Here is a 19,209-nt window from a genome sequence, read left to right as displayed (position 1 = left end):
GCTGGTCAGATCTAGCAGGTCTGGTGGGTTCAAATCCTACAAAGTCCCGACAACTTTTGATATTAGTGCACATTCACTGGATTGTATTCTAAATATTATTATATAATATACTGATTTTGTTGTAATAAACGCCCTGCCCTCGAGAGTCTGTGATTCCCGTGGGCATTTTTTATTCCTATCTTTCCGCTGCCGTATTTTTCTAAACTCCTCTTTGTCACATATATTTACATAATTTAAACAGACAAGCTTTCTTCTTAAATGTTAAAACTCGTTGTTATTAAATGTTTCTCTGGACAATTCAGCCTCAAACTAAAATTATTTAGAAATCAAAGTCCTCCTTAGTTATAATTAAGATACAAAGATCTTGGAGGTATCAGTAAAAATGCCGATATACAATAAGCTTGTTCGAGACAGAATTCCAGAAATAATTGAAGATACAGGTAAAACTTTTTCTACCAAAATATTAAATAACAATGATTACATAAAGGAACTTCGTAAAAAAAGCTTCGAAGAACTTGAAGAATACATGAATACCACAAACAATGAGGATGCAATAGAAGAACTTGCCGACCTATTGGAAATTATTCATGCCCTTGCTGAATATCATGAGTCATCTATTGAGAAAGTGGAAGAAGTTCGTCAAAAAAAGGCAGAGAAAAGAGGCGGCTTTAAAGAAAAAATCTTTTTGATTGAGGTCGAGGATGAGTAAGGTTGAATTAATCACCAAAGAATTAGGGAAACATCTGTTGGTTCAAATTGAAAAAGCTTCTTCTATTTGTATTTTAACCTCCTTTGTCATGAAGTCAGGAGTGGACTTTTTAAAAAATGCCCTGAAGGCCGCTGCGAGAAGAGGGGCAGATATAAAAATATGTACCGGTGATTATTTATATGTAACTCAACCTGAAGGGCTCTTCTTGCTATTGATGATTGAATTCAAATTCGTCTATGGAAGAGTAATGGTGTATCGTTTCACCCAAAGGCCTATCTCTTTCAAGACAGGGAGCAGGAATGCCTATTTATTGGCTCATTCAATTTATCAAAATCTGCACTTAATCAGGGTGTTGAATGGAATCTTTCCGTCAGCAACGATCAACAAGTTTTTGCTGAGGCGCTTGACCAGTTTTTAACTACCTTCTATGCGGATCAAACCATCTCCTTAAATAAGGAGACCTTGAAGGACTACAAAGAGAAATACAAAGAGTATCATCAGAAAAACCCGAACTTGGCAAAAACATGGTCCAAAATGGAAGAATTGGGTTTAATGCTTCCTACTCAAAAGGACGAACCTCCTTTTCAAGAAGTGATAAAAAATAGGATGGTGCCTGGCACTTTTATTTTGTAAAAACAGTCTTTCAAAAAGGACACATTAAAAGCCCTCCACCTCTAAACAGGAAGGGCTTTTAAATCACTTAATGAAACATATGAAGGTAGCCGTAGCAGTCTGGCGGTAAATCGGGGATGTATAAGAAACTGCATATCGGATAATTTTGCGTAATGATTGGGCGTTGATATGTCGGGGGTTATATTCATATACGTAATGATGTTGAATACGTTATACAATCGCATGCAAACAGAACTGAATGCGAATTGTTTGCGGTAGACACACAATTCCGACACCGCTCGGCATCCGCTCGAACCCCCCAAAGCCGACCGGCACAGCCCCTTCATTTGACGTTCTATCTTGCGCATAATTTTTTTCCACCTCGATAGGTTAACGTCACACAACTGTCGCAAATAACCGCAGGTATGGCCCGCAAGCTACCGAAATATTTAGGGTAGAAAGTGAGGCGATAATCAATGTTTTTTCGAAAAAAGAAACGAATAAAAGTTAAGGTATTTTATTGCGGAGATGAAGGCTATATTGCGATGGCATCAGACGGAGATCGAGCGGTTTGGAATTGTTACGGAAGTACCAATAAAGCTGCGAAAGAAATGGCGCTCTATAAGCTACGGAAATTTCAAGAAGAAGTCTCAGGCGGTTAATGTCGGGGTTTTTTATGTTTCGATGTTCTTTACCGTTCTAGCCTCTTCGTTTTACCTTTACAACTCCTATGCATTTTTTTAATATTGGGACTAAAATTGTTATAATTTTCGTAAAATCCATAGACATTTCTAATTTAGCAACTAATAATAGAAAATGAACCAATAAAAAATTAGGATGGGATATATGGATAAAAATAATTTAGATTTCTCTGTTCCAGCTTATTGGGCTGCTTTTATTGTATCAACGATTTTGTATATTGCATATAGAATTGGTATGTTCCATGCTTCGAAAGGTACCGAAATTGTTTTAAGCCTATTATTAGCATTTATCATACATATTACGTACGTTTGGTATAAAAGATCAAAAGTAACAACTAATGTACACATTAACGGGGAAGATATTTTGTCTGCTGTTTTTGCTTCTTTTTTTAGCCAATGGGGAGTCGCAGTGGTTCTTATATTTTTTATGTTTTTTAATCCTGGGCATCACCAAAATAAAGATGCATCGAATTATTATGAAAACTGTACCGATGCTCGTTACCATAATGCTGCACCGCTTTATGAGGATGATGCAGGATACAGAGATGAATTAGATCGGGATGGAGATGGCGTTGCCTGTGAATAATTAAAAAAACTACCCGTAGAAGGTAGTTTTTTTGATTTGATTACGATGGAATTAAGAACCCGACAACCGCAGCTAATTCGGAATTACTAGGTTTACTTCGAGATGGCCAAATTTGTCGATCCGTTCATTTTCAACCTTACGTATATTTCGCTGCAGATATGCAAATTAAAAAGAATTCACAAAAGATAAATCATTTTCACGCAGTCCTTAACCTGTACAAAGAAATGAGAAAGCGGGGCCGGCTTGAAACGTTTCTCGTTGAGCCAAAGTACGGGAGCAAGGGATTAGTTGAACCAGAAGCGTATGCAAAATTTCGCAATACGGGATTTTTCTTGGAATGTCAACGGACCTGGTATAGTGAAAAGCAAATGGCGGATAAACTTGGGCGATATGTAAATTTTTATAATTCTGGAGTAATGGCGTCACCATTCCCACATTTATTAATTATTACTAATCAACGGTACTCAATAGACGGAGAATACCCGTTTAAAATATTTCGAGTTAAGTCATTTACGCAATTTAACGAGTAGTAGGTATTTATCCATTCAGATTAAGGAAGCCATTACACAAGCCCAAAATATCAGAAATTGTTAAAAAAACATGGTTTAGACCAGTCTATGTCTAGGCAAGAAAACTTTTGGAATAATGCCCCGATGTAGTCTTTTTTTGGGCATTTAAAGGATGAGGTAGACTATCAATCCTGTAAAACATTAGATGAACTAAAGGCGAAAATAAATTATTACATGGTGTACTATAACAATTATCGATATCAATGTAATTTAAAAAAGATGACCCCTACTCAATATAGGAATCATCTTTTAACTTCATAACTCTTTTTTCATGTGTCCTTGACACGGGTGCCAGATTATTTTCGGTAAGCTTTTTTATTAGATTAAAGCTATTCTACAACAAATCTTTAATTTGTTCATATATATATTCTTTACTTAACCACCAAGCTTGTTTTGTCATATAATCATCTGTAAAATTTTCTTTTTCACTCTCTGGTCGATTTATCCATTTTGCTGGGCGAGGTAATTTCCTAGAATTATTCATTAATTTCTTTTTAGGAATCCCTTTAGCTACAACGTCTTTATAGTATTCTGATCTGTATTGAGCAACTTGGGCATCGGGGCGAAGATGTAAAATATCTTCTAGGGATGGTTTAATGAAATTATTATTTATTCTGATTCCATTATTTTCATTTTTGGTAAAAGTTAGTTCAACACCGTTTTTTAGTTTTTCTACCTCCGTTTTCCAAACTCTTTTTACTGGCCCATCTATATCAGGAATTGGCATATTCCAAAATTTAGCGCCTACAAAAATAATATTCTCAGGGTTTGTTTCGTACAAATCACTATCTTTTTTCTGTTTATTAAAATCATTAAAGACTAGTAGTAGAAATTTTTTTCTATCTAAGAAGTCATAAACTCTTGATTCCTCCCAAGATTCGTTAACTAGTTCAAGAAATGAAGGAATTCCCATAAATTTAAAATGTTCTTTTGGTTGCCCCATCTTTAAAGTAACCGTTTTTAAACTAATTTCTGCTTTTTCGATTTCTTCTGATGTGACATCATCTGTAGTGGTTGGCAAATTAAGAATTCCACGGATTATCATATTATTGATATTTTTTTGTGTCTGACTTTTACCAACAACGATACCAAGTTTTTGAATCAATTCACTTTGTTTCATACCGTAATAGGGAGTAAAGCGGGAGACAATTATTTCCTCAAGAGTTTTTTTTTCTAGCTCACTAACATCTTTCACAATACTCTTAATTGCTCGGGTATGGTCTTGTCCAATAATATGATTATTTATGAGTTCATTAATGAATTTTGATTTAAATGAATAGGCTCTAGGTTTTGCAGGAACATCTGCATGCTTCTGTTTTGTAAAATCACCACCAGTTGTTGACTTTGTACATGCTCCTAGATAATTTGTAAGCCCTTCTGATAATTGTTCAGCTTTACCAGAGTTTATATATTCGGATATTTTTTTCCAGTCTTGCTTGATGATTTCTAAATCTTTCTCAGGTATTTCAATTACAGTATCTTTAGGCAAGCCAAAATCTTTTAACTCTGTCATTGAAAGTAGATTCGCATATAATACTCGAAATTTTGTCTTATCTTCAATTATTTCTCCGCTAGAAATTTTTTTCTTATGCGAGACATCACGTCTATAATATTGAATTAATTCAATTAGCTTATTCTTATGCCAAAATGAGCTTTGTTCAAATGATTTACCATATTCATTTTGGTAATTAATTTTATTTAAAACAAGTCTCTCCCCAGCAATAAATTTTGTGACTTTTTTCTTTATAACATTTTTTGTATCTATGGGGGTAACTTTTAATTCTACACCAGCTTCTGGAAAATCTGGTTCGGCATAATTATCTGCAGGGTGGTCAAACCAGACTTGCTCTATTACATTGCCTGGATAAGATTTATTTTTCACATTTATGGTGCTTTTTACATCGATTTCTCCAAGCGTCTTTCCAACCGCTTCTAATGCTCTTTTATGTACTTTCTCCTTAGTATTATAGACACTACTCAAATCAATCCACTCCTCCAATATAACGAACAACAATTGTTAATTTAGTATATCAATGACTTGGCATTAGATAAATATTAATTTTATATTCAGTTAGTGAATATCGAAATCCCATAATCGAGGTGATATAATGATTCAGCTTCGGATTGATGAAATTCTAAGAGAGAGGAATGAATCAAAAGGATTTATGTGAATTATAAGAGTCTTTCTTTATAAAAAATGTTTAATAGCTGAAGAAATATCCAAATGATAAAGTGGCTATTTTTTTCACCATGTATTGTTGAGGACGATAAGATTAAATAATCTTTAAATTTTCCTTTACTTGACTATATCAAATTAACGACTCGCCGCTTGGCGAGTTTTTTTATTCCATCCTTTTTCCTATAAGACTAGTAGTACTCGATTCCAAACCCTAGAATTGGGAAATAAAGTATACTATAATAGTATAAACGTAATATTTTTCGCAATGGGAATGGGGAAACGTATTCATGATGGATCAACTAATTGAATATTCATATGTTTTATATGCTGATTCATATGTAGTGAAACGGGAATCAGAGTTATTATCCAGCTTGTTGGAAAAAGGTGTAAAAGTCCTTTTATTTACTAATAAACAAACTCTTTTAAATTGGACGGAAATGGAACTCGCGCCTTTTAAAAAGGCAAAGCTGTTCAATCTGATGATTGAGGACATAACCATCGATAAGACGATTACAATCATTGACGGTCAATGGAATAAAGAGATTACTAGTATTGTCGACGATTTTCCAAGGTTCAACGTTGAACAATATAAGATTGAGCATGCACCGTATCAAGAAAATATCATGGTCAAAGCTGGCGCGGGTACGGGTAAAACAACCGTCATGGTAGAACGTGTCCTATATCTATTATTGAAAGAAAAAATCAAGCCGGCCGAAATCGTGATGATTACCTTTACAAGGGACGCGGCTCAAAACATGTACAAGAAATTACGGGAGCAGCTATACCTGCGTTCAAAGGCATCCGGTTCAATGCAGTTATTGGCGCTGCTTGAGCAACTGAACGAAATGAGTATTAAAACAATCCACTCCTTTTCAAAGGCGTTGTTAAAGGAGCTTGGTTCATTAAGAGGATTCGGCTTAAATCTTCAGCTCCGAAGCTTCAAAACCGAGAAAAAGCGATGGATTGAAGAAGAACTGAACCGGTATTTCGAAGCGGAACTTGCCAACAAAGATATAACTATCGAAGATATGCTATCTCCTTTAAAATTTTATGAGCTGGTCGATACTCTTTATGATTTTTGGGAGAAGTTTGAGCAGAAGGGTTTTTCTTCTTATGAAATTATCGAAAAGGTCGATTTTGGTGAGGCGCCGCCAGGTAATGAGCGGTTGAACGATTTGATTCAGACGGTGATTCGAAAGGTAGAATCGCGGTTTATTTCGGAGAAAGAACTGCTAAATGCCGTGATGATGAATGATTTGACAAGGCAGATCGATTTGATCCGGGAAACGCATGGTGCCAAGGCATTTCAAACATTATCTACGAAGATTTCTTACTTGTTTGTCGATGAATTTCAGGATAGTGATGATGTTCAAATCCGCCTGATTGCCACTCTGCAGGAAGCGTTTGGTTCCACATTGTTCGTTGTAGGGGACACTAAGCAATCGATTTACCGCTTTAGGGGAGCGAATCATACCGCATTTCAAATTCTTAAGCAATCTTTGGAGGAGCGGCAAATCTCCATCAATGACGAAGATTACTATTTGAATAAGAACTACCGGACAACGGAAGAATTGCTGACCGAAATGGACCAGTTTTTCTCCTGGTGGGGCGAGAAGGAGTATCTCCAATATGATGGGGAAAACGACCGGCTGAAAGGAATGCGGCATGGGAATGAGGAAGTGCCCCTGGTCATTCTTAACAAACGGGAAGATTCGAAGGAAAATATGCGGACCAACTTCATGCCGTTTATTAAGCAGCATTTTACAAATATCCAAGAGCTGAACGAAGCCATTAAACCGGGAGAAGAACCTGAAAAATTGGCGGTGTTAACTAGGACTATTGAAGAGGCGAGGATGATCAATCGTTGGTGCAAAGAGGAAAAGCTTCCTATTAAACTCAAAGTAGGAGGAGGATTTTTCCTGTCACAAGCAGTCAGAAACTTTCATTCTCTCATTTTGGCCCTGCTGTTTCCTGATAACGGTAAATATCTAGCGAATCTTTTGGAGGGTCCTTACGGGCAGGTGCAAAAGAATCTGCTTCCGGACTTGCTGGCGGCAGGGAGGTATACAACGGGAACAGTGGAGATACTTAAAGGGGCAACATCCTTTTCCTTTGAAAAGTATCATAGATTGCTATCCTATCAGCCTGTTCTTTCCGTGCTTCGGACGATTATCAACGATAGAAAGCCTTATAATTGGATTTTTTCGCGCAAATTGGATGAACTTCGGGCGGTTTTTGCGCAGGAGTATACCGAGGAACGACTGGTGAAAGAGGCAAAGGATGAGACACGAAAATATGAGATGACGGTTGGTAAACTATTTGAGATGCTTCATCAGCGGTTTTCAGAGGATTTTGTCTCACTTAATCAAATTGCGGATTGGCTACAGGTCCAAATTGCCACGAACAGAGATGAAGAGGAAGTTTCCTTCGAACCGACTAGCGGCGGCTTGGATCATGTCCATATCTTGACTGCCCACCGGGCCAAAGGACTCGAGTATCATACAGTCATTATTCCATTTACGGAACGGCCGTTTACCTCTTCGTTCAGTAAGATTATTTTTGATGATAAAAAAGAGAAGGCGGGCTGGTCCATTCAAAAACCAGGCTATGAAGTTCGTTATAATAACCATTTTATGGAGCTTTCCTCTCACGATGAGACGGAATCAATTAAAGAGGAGACCAGGCTTCTGTACGTGGCGATGACGCGGGCGAAGAATCAGCTGATACTGATTCGGAACATGAAAAACGATGCCTTCCATTGGACCTGGTCCAGATTACTAACCCAATTTAGATAGGATGATAGATATGAGTGGGAATGTCACAGTTATAACATACGAAAATCCTTATACTTTCCACGAAAAACTGGAATTCCAGCCGTATGTAAATTGTCCTCATATTTGTGCGACAAGAGCTTTGACAGCTGGGGTTAAGCGAAAGTTCAAGCTTCCTTTTGTAGAATCCACAGGGGAAATTATCGATATGTTTTACCCTGACTGGAATCTTCCGGAAAACCGATTTATCCAGTATAGCCAGCTATCGGATATATTGCGTAATTGGGACAAACCACAAGATTCAAAAGTGCTCCGGTCCTTTAAGCGAAATAAACTGAATCTGTTAATTACTATGAGGAATTTTACAGAGATTGGACTAAGACCGCAGGATTTGCGTCCCCATGTGAAGAAGATAGAAGAGCAGTTTTTCTGTGACCTTTGGGTAGCTATGCTGCCAAACTTTAAGGTGTACATGGATGAAGCAGCTAAAAAGATTGCTGACCTGGAGCAAGTCAGGGAAGTATTTCGAAATGCGAATATTCCATTGAGAAACGACATTGTTGTCCTGCATGGCTTTTATTATATTTCTCCTGTGCAGCATTATCTTTTTACCAAGTGGAAGGAATTGGGGATAAATATTGTCATTTTAAATCTGTACCATGCTGATTATCCTTCAGTATTTTCTTTTTTGAATGAAAACTTCTCGGACAGATATGGCTGGGCAAGGAACGAGGATTGGCAGATCACAAGGGACGATGCCGCGATGAATAGCCGTCTGTTCGCTGCCTATTTCGATGGTAAGGACATGTGCGGGGAACTGCAAAACATTGCCGAAAAGCCCTATGATTATATGGTCGAATTTATGGATGACTTCAAGAACGGAATCCGTTATGTGTCGCCAAACAGTGACGAACTAAAAAAGAGATTGAAGGAATTCCGTCCTGATTCATTCTTGAAGGATCGTCATTTCCTTTCTTATCCAATTGGCCAATATCTGTTCCACCTCCATTCAATATGGAATGAGGAAAAACAGGATTATTACCTAACAGAAAAGATTCTGATGGAATCCTTTGCTTCCGGCTGGCTTCAATACGAAGGTGAGAATGCCCGCCAATACACAACCGAGTTGAAAGCAGTACTGCCGTATTTCGCGAATTGCCAGACCGCCGATGATTGGGTGGTACAGTTCCAGATGCTGATTGATGCCAAACGATCATCCGCCCAGATTTTTAAAAATTACCATCTGCAGAAGGACGATTACCTTGAAGCGGTCAGGGTGAGCCCTGTCCTGCGTTTTTCCTATTTTTCTGTGCCGCTGCGGGAGTTAACCAAGCTGCAGGGGTTTGTTGAGAAATTGGTGAAGGACGCCAAATGGCTGGTTAACATAAAAGAAGAACGTATTACAATCAAAACCCATTTCCAACGCATCCAGCAGCTCCTTGATGATTCGAACTTGAAGTCTTCTTTGACTGACACGATTGAAGGTAAGCTGGTGGAACATCTGGAAGAGCTGCTTTCGAAACCGATTCGTAAAGAACATTATTATCATGTCGGGGATTTGGCCGATGCTATTGTAGTATTTTTGAAAAATGGCCTTGAGGATCCTGATAATGAACTAGGTTCATCGGAGATTCCAGCTGGTGTAACGGACGAAGAGGCCGGTGTGAAGCCGATTCATCTAGGCAAGATGGCGGATTTGGATGGGCTGATTCTCCTGGATGATTTCGAGGAGCTCCATTTATGTGGGATGGATGAGAAGCACTTTCCGGAAACCACCTCACCATCGCCATGGCCATTGTCGTTTGATTCGATTTCCAAGTTGAATAACCATGCAGCCGACATGTATATTTTCCGAAAGGAGAATTCCTTGGCGTTTTCGAGATATTTATTTTTTGTAGCCTTAAGCTTTAATCGTAAAATATGCTTTTCTTGGGTGAAGAACTGGAATGAATACGAGGAGTTGGATAAATCCATCTACATCCAATTGCTTGAACATTCATCGGACGGGGAGGCTGACGGGGGAAGCTACGATTATATGCCGCCAGCTTACATTCCGGAGGGGCTGAATCCGGAGCTTGTTTATCAAAAAATCGGCAAGCTTCCGCAAGAGGAATTTGCTGAAATGAGCTTGTGTAAAAGGCGCTTCATTTACAGCTCGATTGTTGATGGTTATGCCACCTATCGTTCATCCTTTCACCAAGGATTCCTAATTGGCAATCTTGTGAAGGTCTATGCTTCGACAGGGAAAAACAAAACAGAGATTATCGACATGCTTCAACAGATGTTCCCGTACATGACCGAAATTACTCTAAGGACCATTGTTGATCAAAACATGAATGAAGACTATGTGGCCGGAATGCGGAAGTATGGACTAGGCAAAAGACGGAAGTTTGCCGACATCGAATATCCTGAGAGCATGCTGTATTTTCAGTTTTTGACCCATCGCGGGGCCTTCCAGAATGAGATGTGGCAATCGGCATTTACGCCGGTAACCGGAATCCGCAGACAAAAGTCAGAAATGATTCAGAAGATGGCGAATCAAACAGGTGTTCTTACGGAGGCGAGTCCGTCTGTGTTCTGCAAGCTATGTCCTCATGCGGAATATTGTGAAGACGCTTATTATGCCGTAGATATTTCTAAAAAGGGATTTGATGAAAATGACATTGACGCAGCAGGAATTTGATTATAATAGAGAAAAGCTGGATTACGCGTTTTCCGTCCTGTCCGCTGCCCTTTCCACCGTCCCAAGTATCGAAAACGACATTTCGGAGAGGACGGCTAAATTTCTGCAAAATATTGAATTGAGCGACGAGCAGCAGAAAGTGGCCAAAATGAATTCCACGCATTTGCTGGTCAAAGGGATTGCAGGAAGCGGGAAAAGCATCACCCTGTTGACAAGAATGATGCAAAAGATGTCAGAGGATTTCGGTAAGCGGTTTTTGTTTGTTTCCTTCAATCAAGAGCTTGTCAAAGATGCCGAGAACCGCTTCAAGAAGTCAGAGTATTACGAGCAGCTGAAGGAGCACCATCATACGGTTCATTTTTATACTTTTCATGAACTTGCCTACCATTTATTAAAGTCCATAGGAAAACCGGTTAAGTTCTTCCAAACCAGCCATTACAATTTGAATCGGAATGAGGATAATGTCAAGGGCACCATGCTTAGGTTGATGGATTTACTGGAAACCGAAGAATTTAAGAATCTGCCATCAATCCATACAATTAAGAAAAAAAGAAACACCACCTTCCTTTTTGATGAATTTTCGTGGATGAAGGGCAATGGTTTCATTACACTGGAAGACTACTTGATTTGTGAGAGGGTCGGAAGGGGAAAGTTGCCGAATGTTTCGGTAAAGCAGCGTAGGACGATTTTTAGGTTGTTTGAATACTATTTGAAGGACCAGCAAAAAGACTTCTTTAACCGTATCGACAGGGAAGACTATGCTCTTCTAGTGATGGAAAACCTGCACCGTTTGTTACACAAAGAAAAATATGATCATATCTTTATCGATGAAGTTCAAGATTTGCAGCCCATGCAGTTGAGGTTATTGGTGAACATTAATAAAGGAACCCTAACGCTTAGCGGTGATGAACGTCAGCGCATTTACAAGAGCAGTCCTTTCTCTTATCGTGCTTTAGGGATTAACGTTCAAAGCGGGCATAATGTCGTGCTAAAGACGAACTGGCGATCGACGTACCAAATTATGAAGTTAGCCAACTCATTACAGTTTTCTCGCTCGCAGGAGGATTCTAGGTATGATGATGAGAAATATTTTCCACGGCAAGGTGAAAAGCCGGTTATACAAGCGTTTTCTGGGCATCAAAAGATGTTAACTGCCGTAGGGAATAAAATCCTTGAACTGCACAGGAATGAACCAAAAGCTACCTTTGCGATTATCCATCGACAACACGATTTACAGAAAGAAAGGGAAATCAAGACGTTCCTTGGAGGTTTTTTCACCTTTAATACGTATATCCAGCGAGTTGAAGTGAATACTCAGACAACCAAAACCGGGCGGCCGGACATATATTTTCTTGAGGCTAAAACTACGAAGGGTCTAGAGTTTGATTATGTATTTATCTTAGATTTTAGTAAGTTTTATTATCCTCATAAAGATGAAATTGAAAATTTAAACAAGAAAAAATCGGTCAATTCAAGGGACTTTTTGGATGATAAAAAGGAAATCGAAGACAAGGAAAAACGTATCCTTTATGTTTCTCTGACAAGGACGAAACAGGCAATGTTCCTTTTCTATGTAGCATCGGAGAATCCAGAGGAAAAGATTTCTCCTTTCGCTAAGGATTTTAACTCATCGGATTATGAGGCAAAAGGTTTTAGGAAAACTTTGATTTAATGAAAAGTGGAACTTAATTTTTAGGCCAACAGAAATGCTTTGCCCATTCTAGAAAATGAGCCTGATTTTTTATAGCCGTGGAATGAAATCTAGCACGTAAAGTAAATAATCCATTCCTTTATCTTCTACAAATATGTATTCTAAAATATTAGAACAAACGTTCCTTTTAGTGTATAATTAGTTTACGAGTTGTTCATCAGAAATTAGTTGTCATAAATTTCACCTGAACAAATGGTTGATCTTTTGTCTGTTTTTTATTATAATACTTCTTAGGTATAATCGATACCGAAAGGATGTTCGGAATGTTAAAGGTAATAGAATTATTTGCTGGTGTAGGAGGTTTCAGGCTAGGTCTTGAGCAAACTAAAGGCCTTCAAGTGGTATGGGGAAACCAATGGGAACCATCAAAAAAGGCACAGGATGCCTTTGATTGTTATGCAAGGAACTTCGAGGGAAAAGGCATTCACTCAAATGAAGATATAGCTACCGTGGATGAAAAGGAATTAAGGGATTTAAATGCAGATGTTATTGTAGGCGGTTTTCCTTGCCAGGATTATTCCGTTGCCCGTAGCCTTTCGGGAGAGAAGGGGATTAAAGGGAAAAAAGGAGTATTATTTTGGGAGATTGTTAGGCTTGCGACTGAAATAAAACCAAAATATATCTTGCTCGAAAATGTGGACCGGCTGTTGAAGTCTCCTTCAAAACAACGAGGCAAGGATTTTTCCATTATGCTAGCAAGTTTTCGTGATTTAGGCTATTCTGTGGAATGGCGTGTAATCAATGCTGCTGATTATGGACAAGCTCAACGTCGGCGAAGAATATTCATATTTGCGGTCCGTAATGATATTCAGTTTATTAGAAACAGAACGGATCTAGAAGATGAGGCTATGCTTCGAACGGATGGATTTTTCGCACAAGCCTTTCCTGTCTTGGACGAAAAAGGGAAAAAATTTGATGGTTTTACCTTTAATGAAGATATTGTCGATGTATCAGATCATTTTTCAAAAAACTATTATAACTCTGGTATTATGCGTGATAATAGGGTGTACTCTGAAGAGTTAACCCCTATAATAGAAGAGCCAATCACATTAGGTGAAATTCTTCAAACTGGAGTCGACGAAAAATATTATTTAAACGAAAGTGCCATTGAAAAATTCGAATATCTAAAAGGGCCGAAAAAGATTGAACGTACAGCAGCCAATGGGCACAAATATGTATTTTCTGAGGGTGGAATGGCATTTCCTGAATCTCTTAATAAGCCTGGCCGGACGATGCTGACAAGTGAAGGAACTGTCAACCGCAGCAGTCATGTTGTATCGGACCCAGAAACGAATCGTATACGAATTTTAACCCCTGTGGAATGTGAACGATTAAATGGATTTCCTGATAACTGGACCGAAGGAATGACAGATAGAATGAGATATTTCTGCATGGGAAATGCCCTTGTAGTTGGATTGATTGAGCGAATGGGAAAGAGAATATTGGATGTTGATAAAGAGGATATAGAAGCATTAAAAGAAAAGCCTATGCAAATGAGTTTGTTTTAATCGAATCCTAAATAATATTTATTAAAGAGAAAAACCCCCAATTTAAGATATAATCCCCTTATAGAAGACAGTAATAAGAAAGTATACTTATCTGACTACTATAAGGGGATTTTTTATAATGAAAACACGTAAAGCACATAATTTAACCTCAAAAAGAAAGTTGTTAATCTTCATCTTAAAGATAGGATGGGTTATAACATAATAAGCTAAAGAATTTAGGATAAAAATCAAGTAAGAATATGGCTTAAGCATTTTGAGGCTGAGGGTATTAGGGGTTGGAGGAGAAGGCAGCTGTAGGAATAAATTCGCCAAGTGAACTGTTCACCCCTAGTTGTATAAACCTGTCTCAGGCAGGTTGGGACAATGATCCCGTTTACTCTAAATATATTACTTCAAATATTTCTAATCTGAAAGAAATAAAAAAAGATGATACCTTTTATGGCATCATCCCTTAGAATATTAAACCTGAAAAACTAACTCTAAACCATAAAGTTTATTCCGGATTCATTGCACTTTCATCCATATAAGCTACTTCCCATATATGACCGTCTAAATCCTGAAATCCCCATCCATACATAAATCCATGATCTTGAGGATCACTATAGGATTTACCGCCAGATGACAATGCCTTATTTACTATCTCATCCACTTGATCCCGACTTTCAGCTGATAAGCAGAATATCGCTTCGGCAGAAGTAGTAGTATCTACAATTTCCTTCCTAGTAAACCCTTTGAAACGTTCTTCAATCATAATCATTACATAGATATTGTCACTGATGATCATACAAGATGTGGTCTCATCGGAAAATTGTGGGTTGAATTCAAAACCTAGCCCTTTGAAAAAATGGGTGGACTTGTTCACGTCTTTTACCGGTAAATTAATAAAAATACTTTTTGAAGTGAATGCCATTTTTTACCTCCTGTTAAAATTATTGGCAAGTATGCCATTTGAATTTTATTCACGTTAACTTCTGCTTTAGAAAAAGAGTGATTCCATTTTTCCGAAATCACCCATTAAGTGTAATTATATCCAATTTACTGATTTCTTTCAAATCTTTTTTAATTCTTAAAATATTCACTAATCTGGTTAGTCTAACGTTTCCACAGCCCTTAATATTTCCAGACTTTTAAGTAGTCTTCTGATTAGATAATTATCTTTTTGGCATTAAAGATTAAGTTCATAAATGTTCATGATTTTTGCCAAATACTTGCGAAAATCCTTTTCAAAAAGACCACCGTCAATCATTTCGGCATTCGCTCCTAACTGTAAAATAAAGCGATAGGCATTCTCAACATTCGGAAGTTGCAGGTCTACATAGTAGGTTGTTTCATCACAGGGTGTAATCACCGAGGTGCCAAAGCGTTCGATAATGATATCGCGAACCCTCATAGTCGCTTTCAAACGAACTGGGTAAAACTGGGGTAGCTTTTCTTTTGGAATTTTGTCTTTTACGATATAATCGCGTATATTAAATGTTTCGTTTGTAAATTTCAAATTCGACATGCGCGCCAAGCGGAAGGTGCGAAAATCCTCTCTTTCATAGCTATAGCCTTGTAAATACCAGCGTTCGCCTTTATACATCAAGTGATAGGGTTCAATTTTTCGAGAAGAGTGTGTTCCATTAACATCATAATAATCAAATTTGATAATTAAATGTAAACGGATTGCCTCTTGTAAAGACTCAGCTACAGCCTTCAATTCTTCTGTTCCTTGCCAACCAGTAAAATGCAAAGAAAAGTCCATCTCAGCGTTCCGTTGTTCTGTTTGCATTGCACGGATTTTTGTCATAGTTGATTTGATTTCTGGACTTTGAATGAGCTGCTCCACACCATGTAAGGCAGTTAAAATATTTTGCAAATCCATAGAGGTTAACAGCTTTTTATCAACTTTATAGGTAGGCATTAGTCCAATTCCGCCATCTCGTCCCGGAACGGTATAAATGGGGATCTTCGCCATGCTCAGTGTTTCGACATCGCGATAAATCGTCCGTGTCGTTACCTCAAAAATATTTGCTAGTTCTGTTGCCGAGACTAATTCTCGCTGCAATAAAATCATAATCATACTAATTAATCGTTCGATTTTCATAAGTATCTCCAAATATATGACAGACAGCTGTCAGGGTTTGTTGGTTATAGTATAGATAGAAAATAAGAAAAGGGGAAATAAAATGACTAAATTAACAATAAAACACATGGATGAATTAACCTTGACTGGCTATAGCACCACCGTTCCAATGCCAACAATGGAGAATGTCGATGAGGTATCGAAACAAAAATCAGCGCACTTCGGGCAACTCGCACAAAGTGGCAAATTTAGCGCACTAATGGCTGGGAGCAGAGACAAAATTGGTTATGCTGTCGGGACAACTGGCAGTGAGGGCTTATCCTATTTTGCAGGAGCAAATACGGCAACTGTTGCTGAAGATACGGAACAATTAGTTTTGCCAGCTAATGATTATGTCGTGCTTACTGCTGCAGGAGGACCAAGTCGAAAATTATTTGACCGATTAATTCGCCAATTTTTCGGAGATATTTTACCAAACCATCCTGAACTTGTGTATAAAGATACCTATGTCATTGAAGCGTTATTGAACGGTAACCCAATGGACTCGGTTGTTGAATTAAGGATTCCCGTAAAAGTCAAATAGCTTAGGTAAACGACAGGTAAGCTTAATAGGTGTGACGTCAGGATAATGCGGATTACAATGCTAATCATATTTTCAAGACGATTACCCTGTTTTTTACAACGTTAAGAAATACTTAATCCCAATATTCATTCCCAATCCTAAAAAGGACAGCCATGATCATTGATCACGTTGCTTTTGGAATGCCAGCTCACTAATGGAATGAAAAATAAATCATCACTTATTAAATTAAAGGGCGCGAATGTTGAAGATCATTAGTCTAATTCCTCCGTAAAAATGCGGAGGAATTAGACTTTTTTTAGCTTTCAGAATCCTTTAAGTTGTATATTCATTTTTCATATTACTCCCTAGGTAAACTTGTTGTTCTTTGTGTCGGTCCCCCGTTTAATTAATATTTTACGGTAGAGGGGGCCAACCCATTTCCGTGACTTTAGTAGGATTACCTATGATTAAACATTTGGTAAAATTTACAATAGCTAATTTATGAATTGGTTTTTAAGTTGTAAGCAATGAAGGGGATTCAATAGGATGATTGATTTAGAGAAAGAAACAAAGAGAAAATTATATAAAGTGCAGGCTGGGATTTTGGAAGGGTATGGTACGAATATGAAGCAGGCGATGAGCTGCATGAATGAAGGGAAAAACCTTTTCGTTTCTGCCCACGCAAGGGATACTCATCAATGGCATGGAGATGCAAGAAATGAATACGAAAAAATGGCTGCAGAGTTGAATGTTCTAGGAAGTGAAATCTATAATATGGGTGAAAAGCTCTTAGCGGAGTTACATAAAGAAATTCATCAGTTAAAAGGGAAGGCAAAAGAATAAGAATGAGCAAAATCCAAATTAACTTTCATGATTTGTGGGATTTTGCCACTCAACTCGAAAAGGCGAAACATAAATGTGATCAAGCTCTCCACCATGTTCAATATGATCTTAGTTCTTTGTTTGCCAATATTCCAGGTGTCCCGACGCAGCGTATTCATCAAATAGAGGAAGAGTTTGTTCGCAGCATAAAACAATATCAGCAAAAGCTCAATCAAATCCAAAAGCTTGTTGTCCTGACCGAGACACGAATGAGTGAAGACGAAAGGAACCTGGTTTTAAAAGCGTGTTCGATCGGAGCTCCTAATTCAATAAACACATCAGGTTCGAACGCTAGAGGTTCATTGAATGCTTTAATGTTTCGAGAAACAGGTAGCCGTACATTTTCCTATGATTCGAAAAAAAGTTCCTTAACTTGGTATCAAACCTTAGGCAATGTGCTTATCGGAATTGCAGAGGGTTTTGTTAAGGCAGTTTTTGATATTTTCAAGGGACTTTGGGAATTGGGAAAAGCGATTATCACAGATCCCCTAGGTTTTTTCAAAGGAATTGGGAATGCGATCCTTTATCCAGTTGATACTTTTAAGTATCTATACGGTGCAGTAGAGCAGGCTTGGGAACGAGATGTCACAAATGGCGATGCTCGGAGCCGTGCGAAATTTTTCACCTATTCTCTTGTGTCGCTTGTCGGGTTAAAAGGAATTGATAAAGTCGGAAAGGTCGGCAAATTAGGAAAGCTGGGAAAAGGTGCCGTTAAAGTTACGGAATCAGGGTCCAAAAGTATTCTACCGTATAATGTTTTCAGAACTGAAAAGTTAAAGGAACAAGTAACTAATGGAGTAGAGGCTGCATTCCGTTATGGAAAAGATCATACCCATAAATTTTTAAAAAGTGATCTTTTCCAAAAAACGGTGAAACAAGGATTAGCGGCACTTGTGAATGCGAAAGTCCTAAACACAGTAAAAAACGTGGTAAATCCGAAATCGTTCATGTCCTTGTTTAGCGATACCTATAATGCTGTTATAAAAAGCCCGATTTCGAGAACAAGGGTAGCGATAGGTGAACTGGGAAGAAAAGTTTCAAAGGTAGAAATACCAACTCGAGTTAGGGTGGAGCAACTAGCTGCAGCAACCGGGGGAAAGGTTCTTAGTGTTTCGACAGAAAAGATGCAGGTATATGATCTTATTCAAAAGTTTAGTGTTAAAAAAGTTGTCGAAATTAAACTGGCAAAGGACACTTCTAAGGGTACGGTTGATGATAGTAAAGGATATAGTGAGTATAGTAAGAATTTAAATGATGTGGAAATTCCATCAGTAAGAAACAATGAATTTAATAAATGGTTTGATAGTCTTTCACCAATAGAATTTGAGGAAATGTGGAATAATCCTGAGTTGAGAAGTAAAATAGAAGATAGGATTAGACGACCAGGAGGATATCATGAATGGCATCTTGTAGCAAGAACTCCTATATTTAAACAGTGGGGAATTAGTATGGATGACATTAAAGAAATGAGGTCATTGACTAAAGATGTAGAATTTGTCAATCCACCTGGTCGTCATGGGAGAAGAGGTTCAACAAAGGCACATAATGAAATTTTGAAGATAATTGATTCTTCTTCTGACTATGAAAGTTTTGTTAAAAGGCTTAATGAGTGGGCAAAAAATAGAATGAAAAATGGCATTATAGATTTACCAAAAGGTTTGAGGAGGTAAA

Annotated in this window: 15 protein-coding genes and 1 pseudogene; 13 read left to right on the top strand and 3 right to left on the bottom strand. The window is 38.0% G+C overall.

The genetic code is table 11. The features are described 5' to 3' along the window. The first annotated feature begins 382 nt into the window (after positions 1-382). From J2Y67_RS10435 to J2Y67_RS10410, 6 genes and pseudogenes are all read left to right on the top strand, one after another. Positions 383-709 carry a nucleoside triphosphate pyrophosphohydrolase gene (locus J2Y67_RS10435; protein WP_310173601.1) on the top strand — a complete coding sequence of 109 codons (327 nt, stop codon included), beginning with the start codon at positions 383-385 and terminating at the stop codon, positions 707-709. 222 nt (positions 710-931) lie between these two features. Continuing rightward, a complete protein-coding gene (locus J2Y67_RS10430; RefSeq protein ID WP_310173709.1) occupies positions 932-1,342 on the top strand; it encodes a phospholipase D-like domain-containing protein in 411 nt (136 codons plus the stop codon). 455 nt (positions 1,343-1,797) lie between these two features. Next, complete coding sequence (locus J2Y67_RS10425; RefSeq protein WP_310173596.1) at positions 1,798-1,983, top strand: hypothetical protein; 186 nt, start codon at positions 1,798-1,800, stop codon at positions 1,981-1,983. Positions 1,984-2,167: 184 nt separating this feature from the next. After that, complete coding sequence (locus J2Y67_RS10420; RefSeq protein ID WP_310173594.1) at positions 2,168-2,608, top strand: excalibur calcium-binding domain-containing protein; 441 nt, start codon at positions 2,168-2,170, stop codon at positions 2,606-2,608. A gap of 224 nt (positions 2,609-2,832) precedes the next feature. Beyond that, a complete protein-coding gene (locus J2Y67_RS10415) occupies positions 2,833-3,138 on the top strand; it encodes a hypothetical protein (RefSeq protein ID WP_310173591.1) in 306 nt (101 codons plus the stop codon). Positions 3,139-3,144: 6 nt separating this feature from the next. Then, positions 3,145-3,438 (top strand): annotated as a pseudogene (locus tag J2Y67_RS10410) (IS3 family transposase); the annotation flags it as partial. Positions 3,439-3,511: 73 nt separating this feature from the next. On the opposite strand, the gene J2Y67_RS10405 reads toward J2Y67_RS10410, so the two are convergent. After that, the gene (locus tag J2Y67_RS10405) at positions 3,512-5,158 is read right to left on the bottom strand and encodes a Sau3AI family type II restriction endonuclease (protein ID WP_310173588.1); all 1,647 of its coding nucleotides are present in this window, start codon (positions 5,156-5,158) and stop codon (positions 3,512-3,514) included. A 485-nt stretch (positions 5,159-5,643) separates the two neighbouring features. On the opposite strand from J2Y67_RS10405, the gene J2Y67_RS10400 reads away from it, so the two are divergent. The 4 genes from J2Y67_RS10400 to dcm all read left to right on the top strand — a co-directional run bounded on the left by J2Y67_RS10400 (position 5,644) and on the right by dcm (position 14,029). Continuing rightward, complete coding sequence (locus J2Y67_RS10400; protein ID WP_310173585.1) at positions 5,644-8,151, top strand: UvrD-helicase domain-containing protein; 2,508 nt, start codon at positions 5,644-5,646, stop codon at positions 8,149-8,151. A gap of 10 nt (positions 8,152-8,161) precedes the next feature. After that, the gene (locus tag J2Y67_RS10395; RefSeq protein ID WP_310173583.1) at positions 8,162-10,810 is read left to right on the top strand and encodes a PD-(D/E)XK nuclease family protein; all 2,649 of its coding nucleotides are present in this window, start codon (positions 8,162-8,164) and stop codon (positions 10,808-10,810) included. Then, complete coding sequence (locus J2Y67_RS10390) at positions 10,779-12,482, top strand: UvrD-helicase domain-containing protein (protein WP_310173581.1); 1,704 nt, start codon at positions 10,779-10,781, stop codon at positions 12,480-12,482. The genes J2Y67_RS10395 and J2Y67_RS10390 overlap by 32 nt, the downstream gene beginning before the upstream one ends. Positions 12,483-12,784: 302 nt before the next feature. Beyond that, positions 12,785-14,029 (top strand): DNA (cytosine-5-)-methyltransferase, encoded by a 1,245-nt coding sequence (gene dcm, locus J2Y67_RS10385; RefSeq protein WP_310173578.1) that lies wholly within the window; start codon positions 12,785-12,787, stop codon positions 14,027-14,029. Between the two features lie 493 nt (positions 14,030-14,522). Here the strand turns inward: dcm and J2Y67_RS10380 are convergent, their stop codons facing one another. Both J2Y67_RS10380 and J2Y67_RS10375 read right to left on the bottom strand, forming a co-directional pair. Next, positions 14,523-14,939 (bottom strand): VOC family protein, encoded by a 417-nt coding sequence (locus J2Y67_RS10380; RefSeq protein WP_310173576.1) that lies wholly within the window; start codon positions 14,937-14,939, stop codon positions 14,523-14,525. Between the two features lie 255 nt (positions 14,940-15,194). Next, entirely contained in the window at positions 15,195-16,115 is a 921-nt protein-coding gene (locus J2Y67_RS10375; protein WP_310173573.1) for a helix-turn-helix transcriptional regulator, read from the bottom strand. 82 nt (positions 16,116-16,197) lie between these two features. Here J2Y67_RS10375 and J2Y67_RS10370 point away from each other — a divergent pair, with 82 nt between their 5' ends. From J2Y67_RS10370 to J2Y67_RS10360, 3 genes are all read left to right on the top strand, one after another. Continuing rightward, positions 16,198-16,677 carry a GyrI-like domain-containing protein gene (locus tag J2Y67_RS10370; RefSeq protein ID WP_310173571.1) on the top strand — a complete coding sequence of 160 codons (480 nt, stop codon included), beginning with the start codon at positions 16,198-16,200 and terminating at the stop codon, positions 16,675-16,677. 525 nt (positions 16,678-17,202) lie between these two features. After that, entirely contained in the window at positions 17,203-17,499 is a 297-nt protein-coding gene (locus J2Y67_RS10365) for a hypothetical protein (protein ID WP_310173569.1), read from the top strand. 2 nt (positions 17,500-17,501) lie between these two features. Continuing rightward, positions 17,502-19,208, top strand: coding sequence for a hypothetical protein (locus J2Y67_RS10360; protein WP_310173567.1), 1,707 nt, complete (start codon positions 17,502-17,504; stop codon positions 19,206-19,208). The last annotated feature ends 1 nt before the right edge of the window (position 19,209 follow it).

Origin of the sequence: Neobacillus niacini (assembly GCF_031456445.1) — a bacterium.
GTDB classification, from domain to species: Bacteria; Bacillota; Bacilli; order Bacillales; family Cytobacillaceae; genus Neobacillus; species Neobacillus niacini_I.
This window is presented reverse-complemented; position numbering and strand designations above follow the sequence as displayed.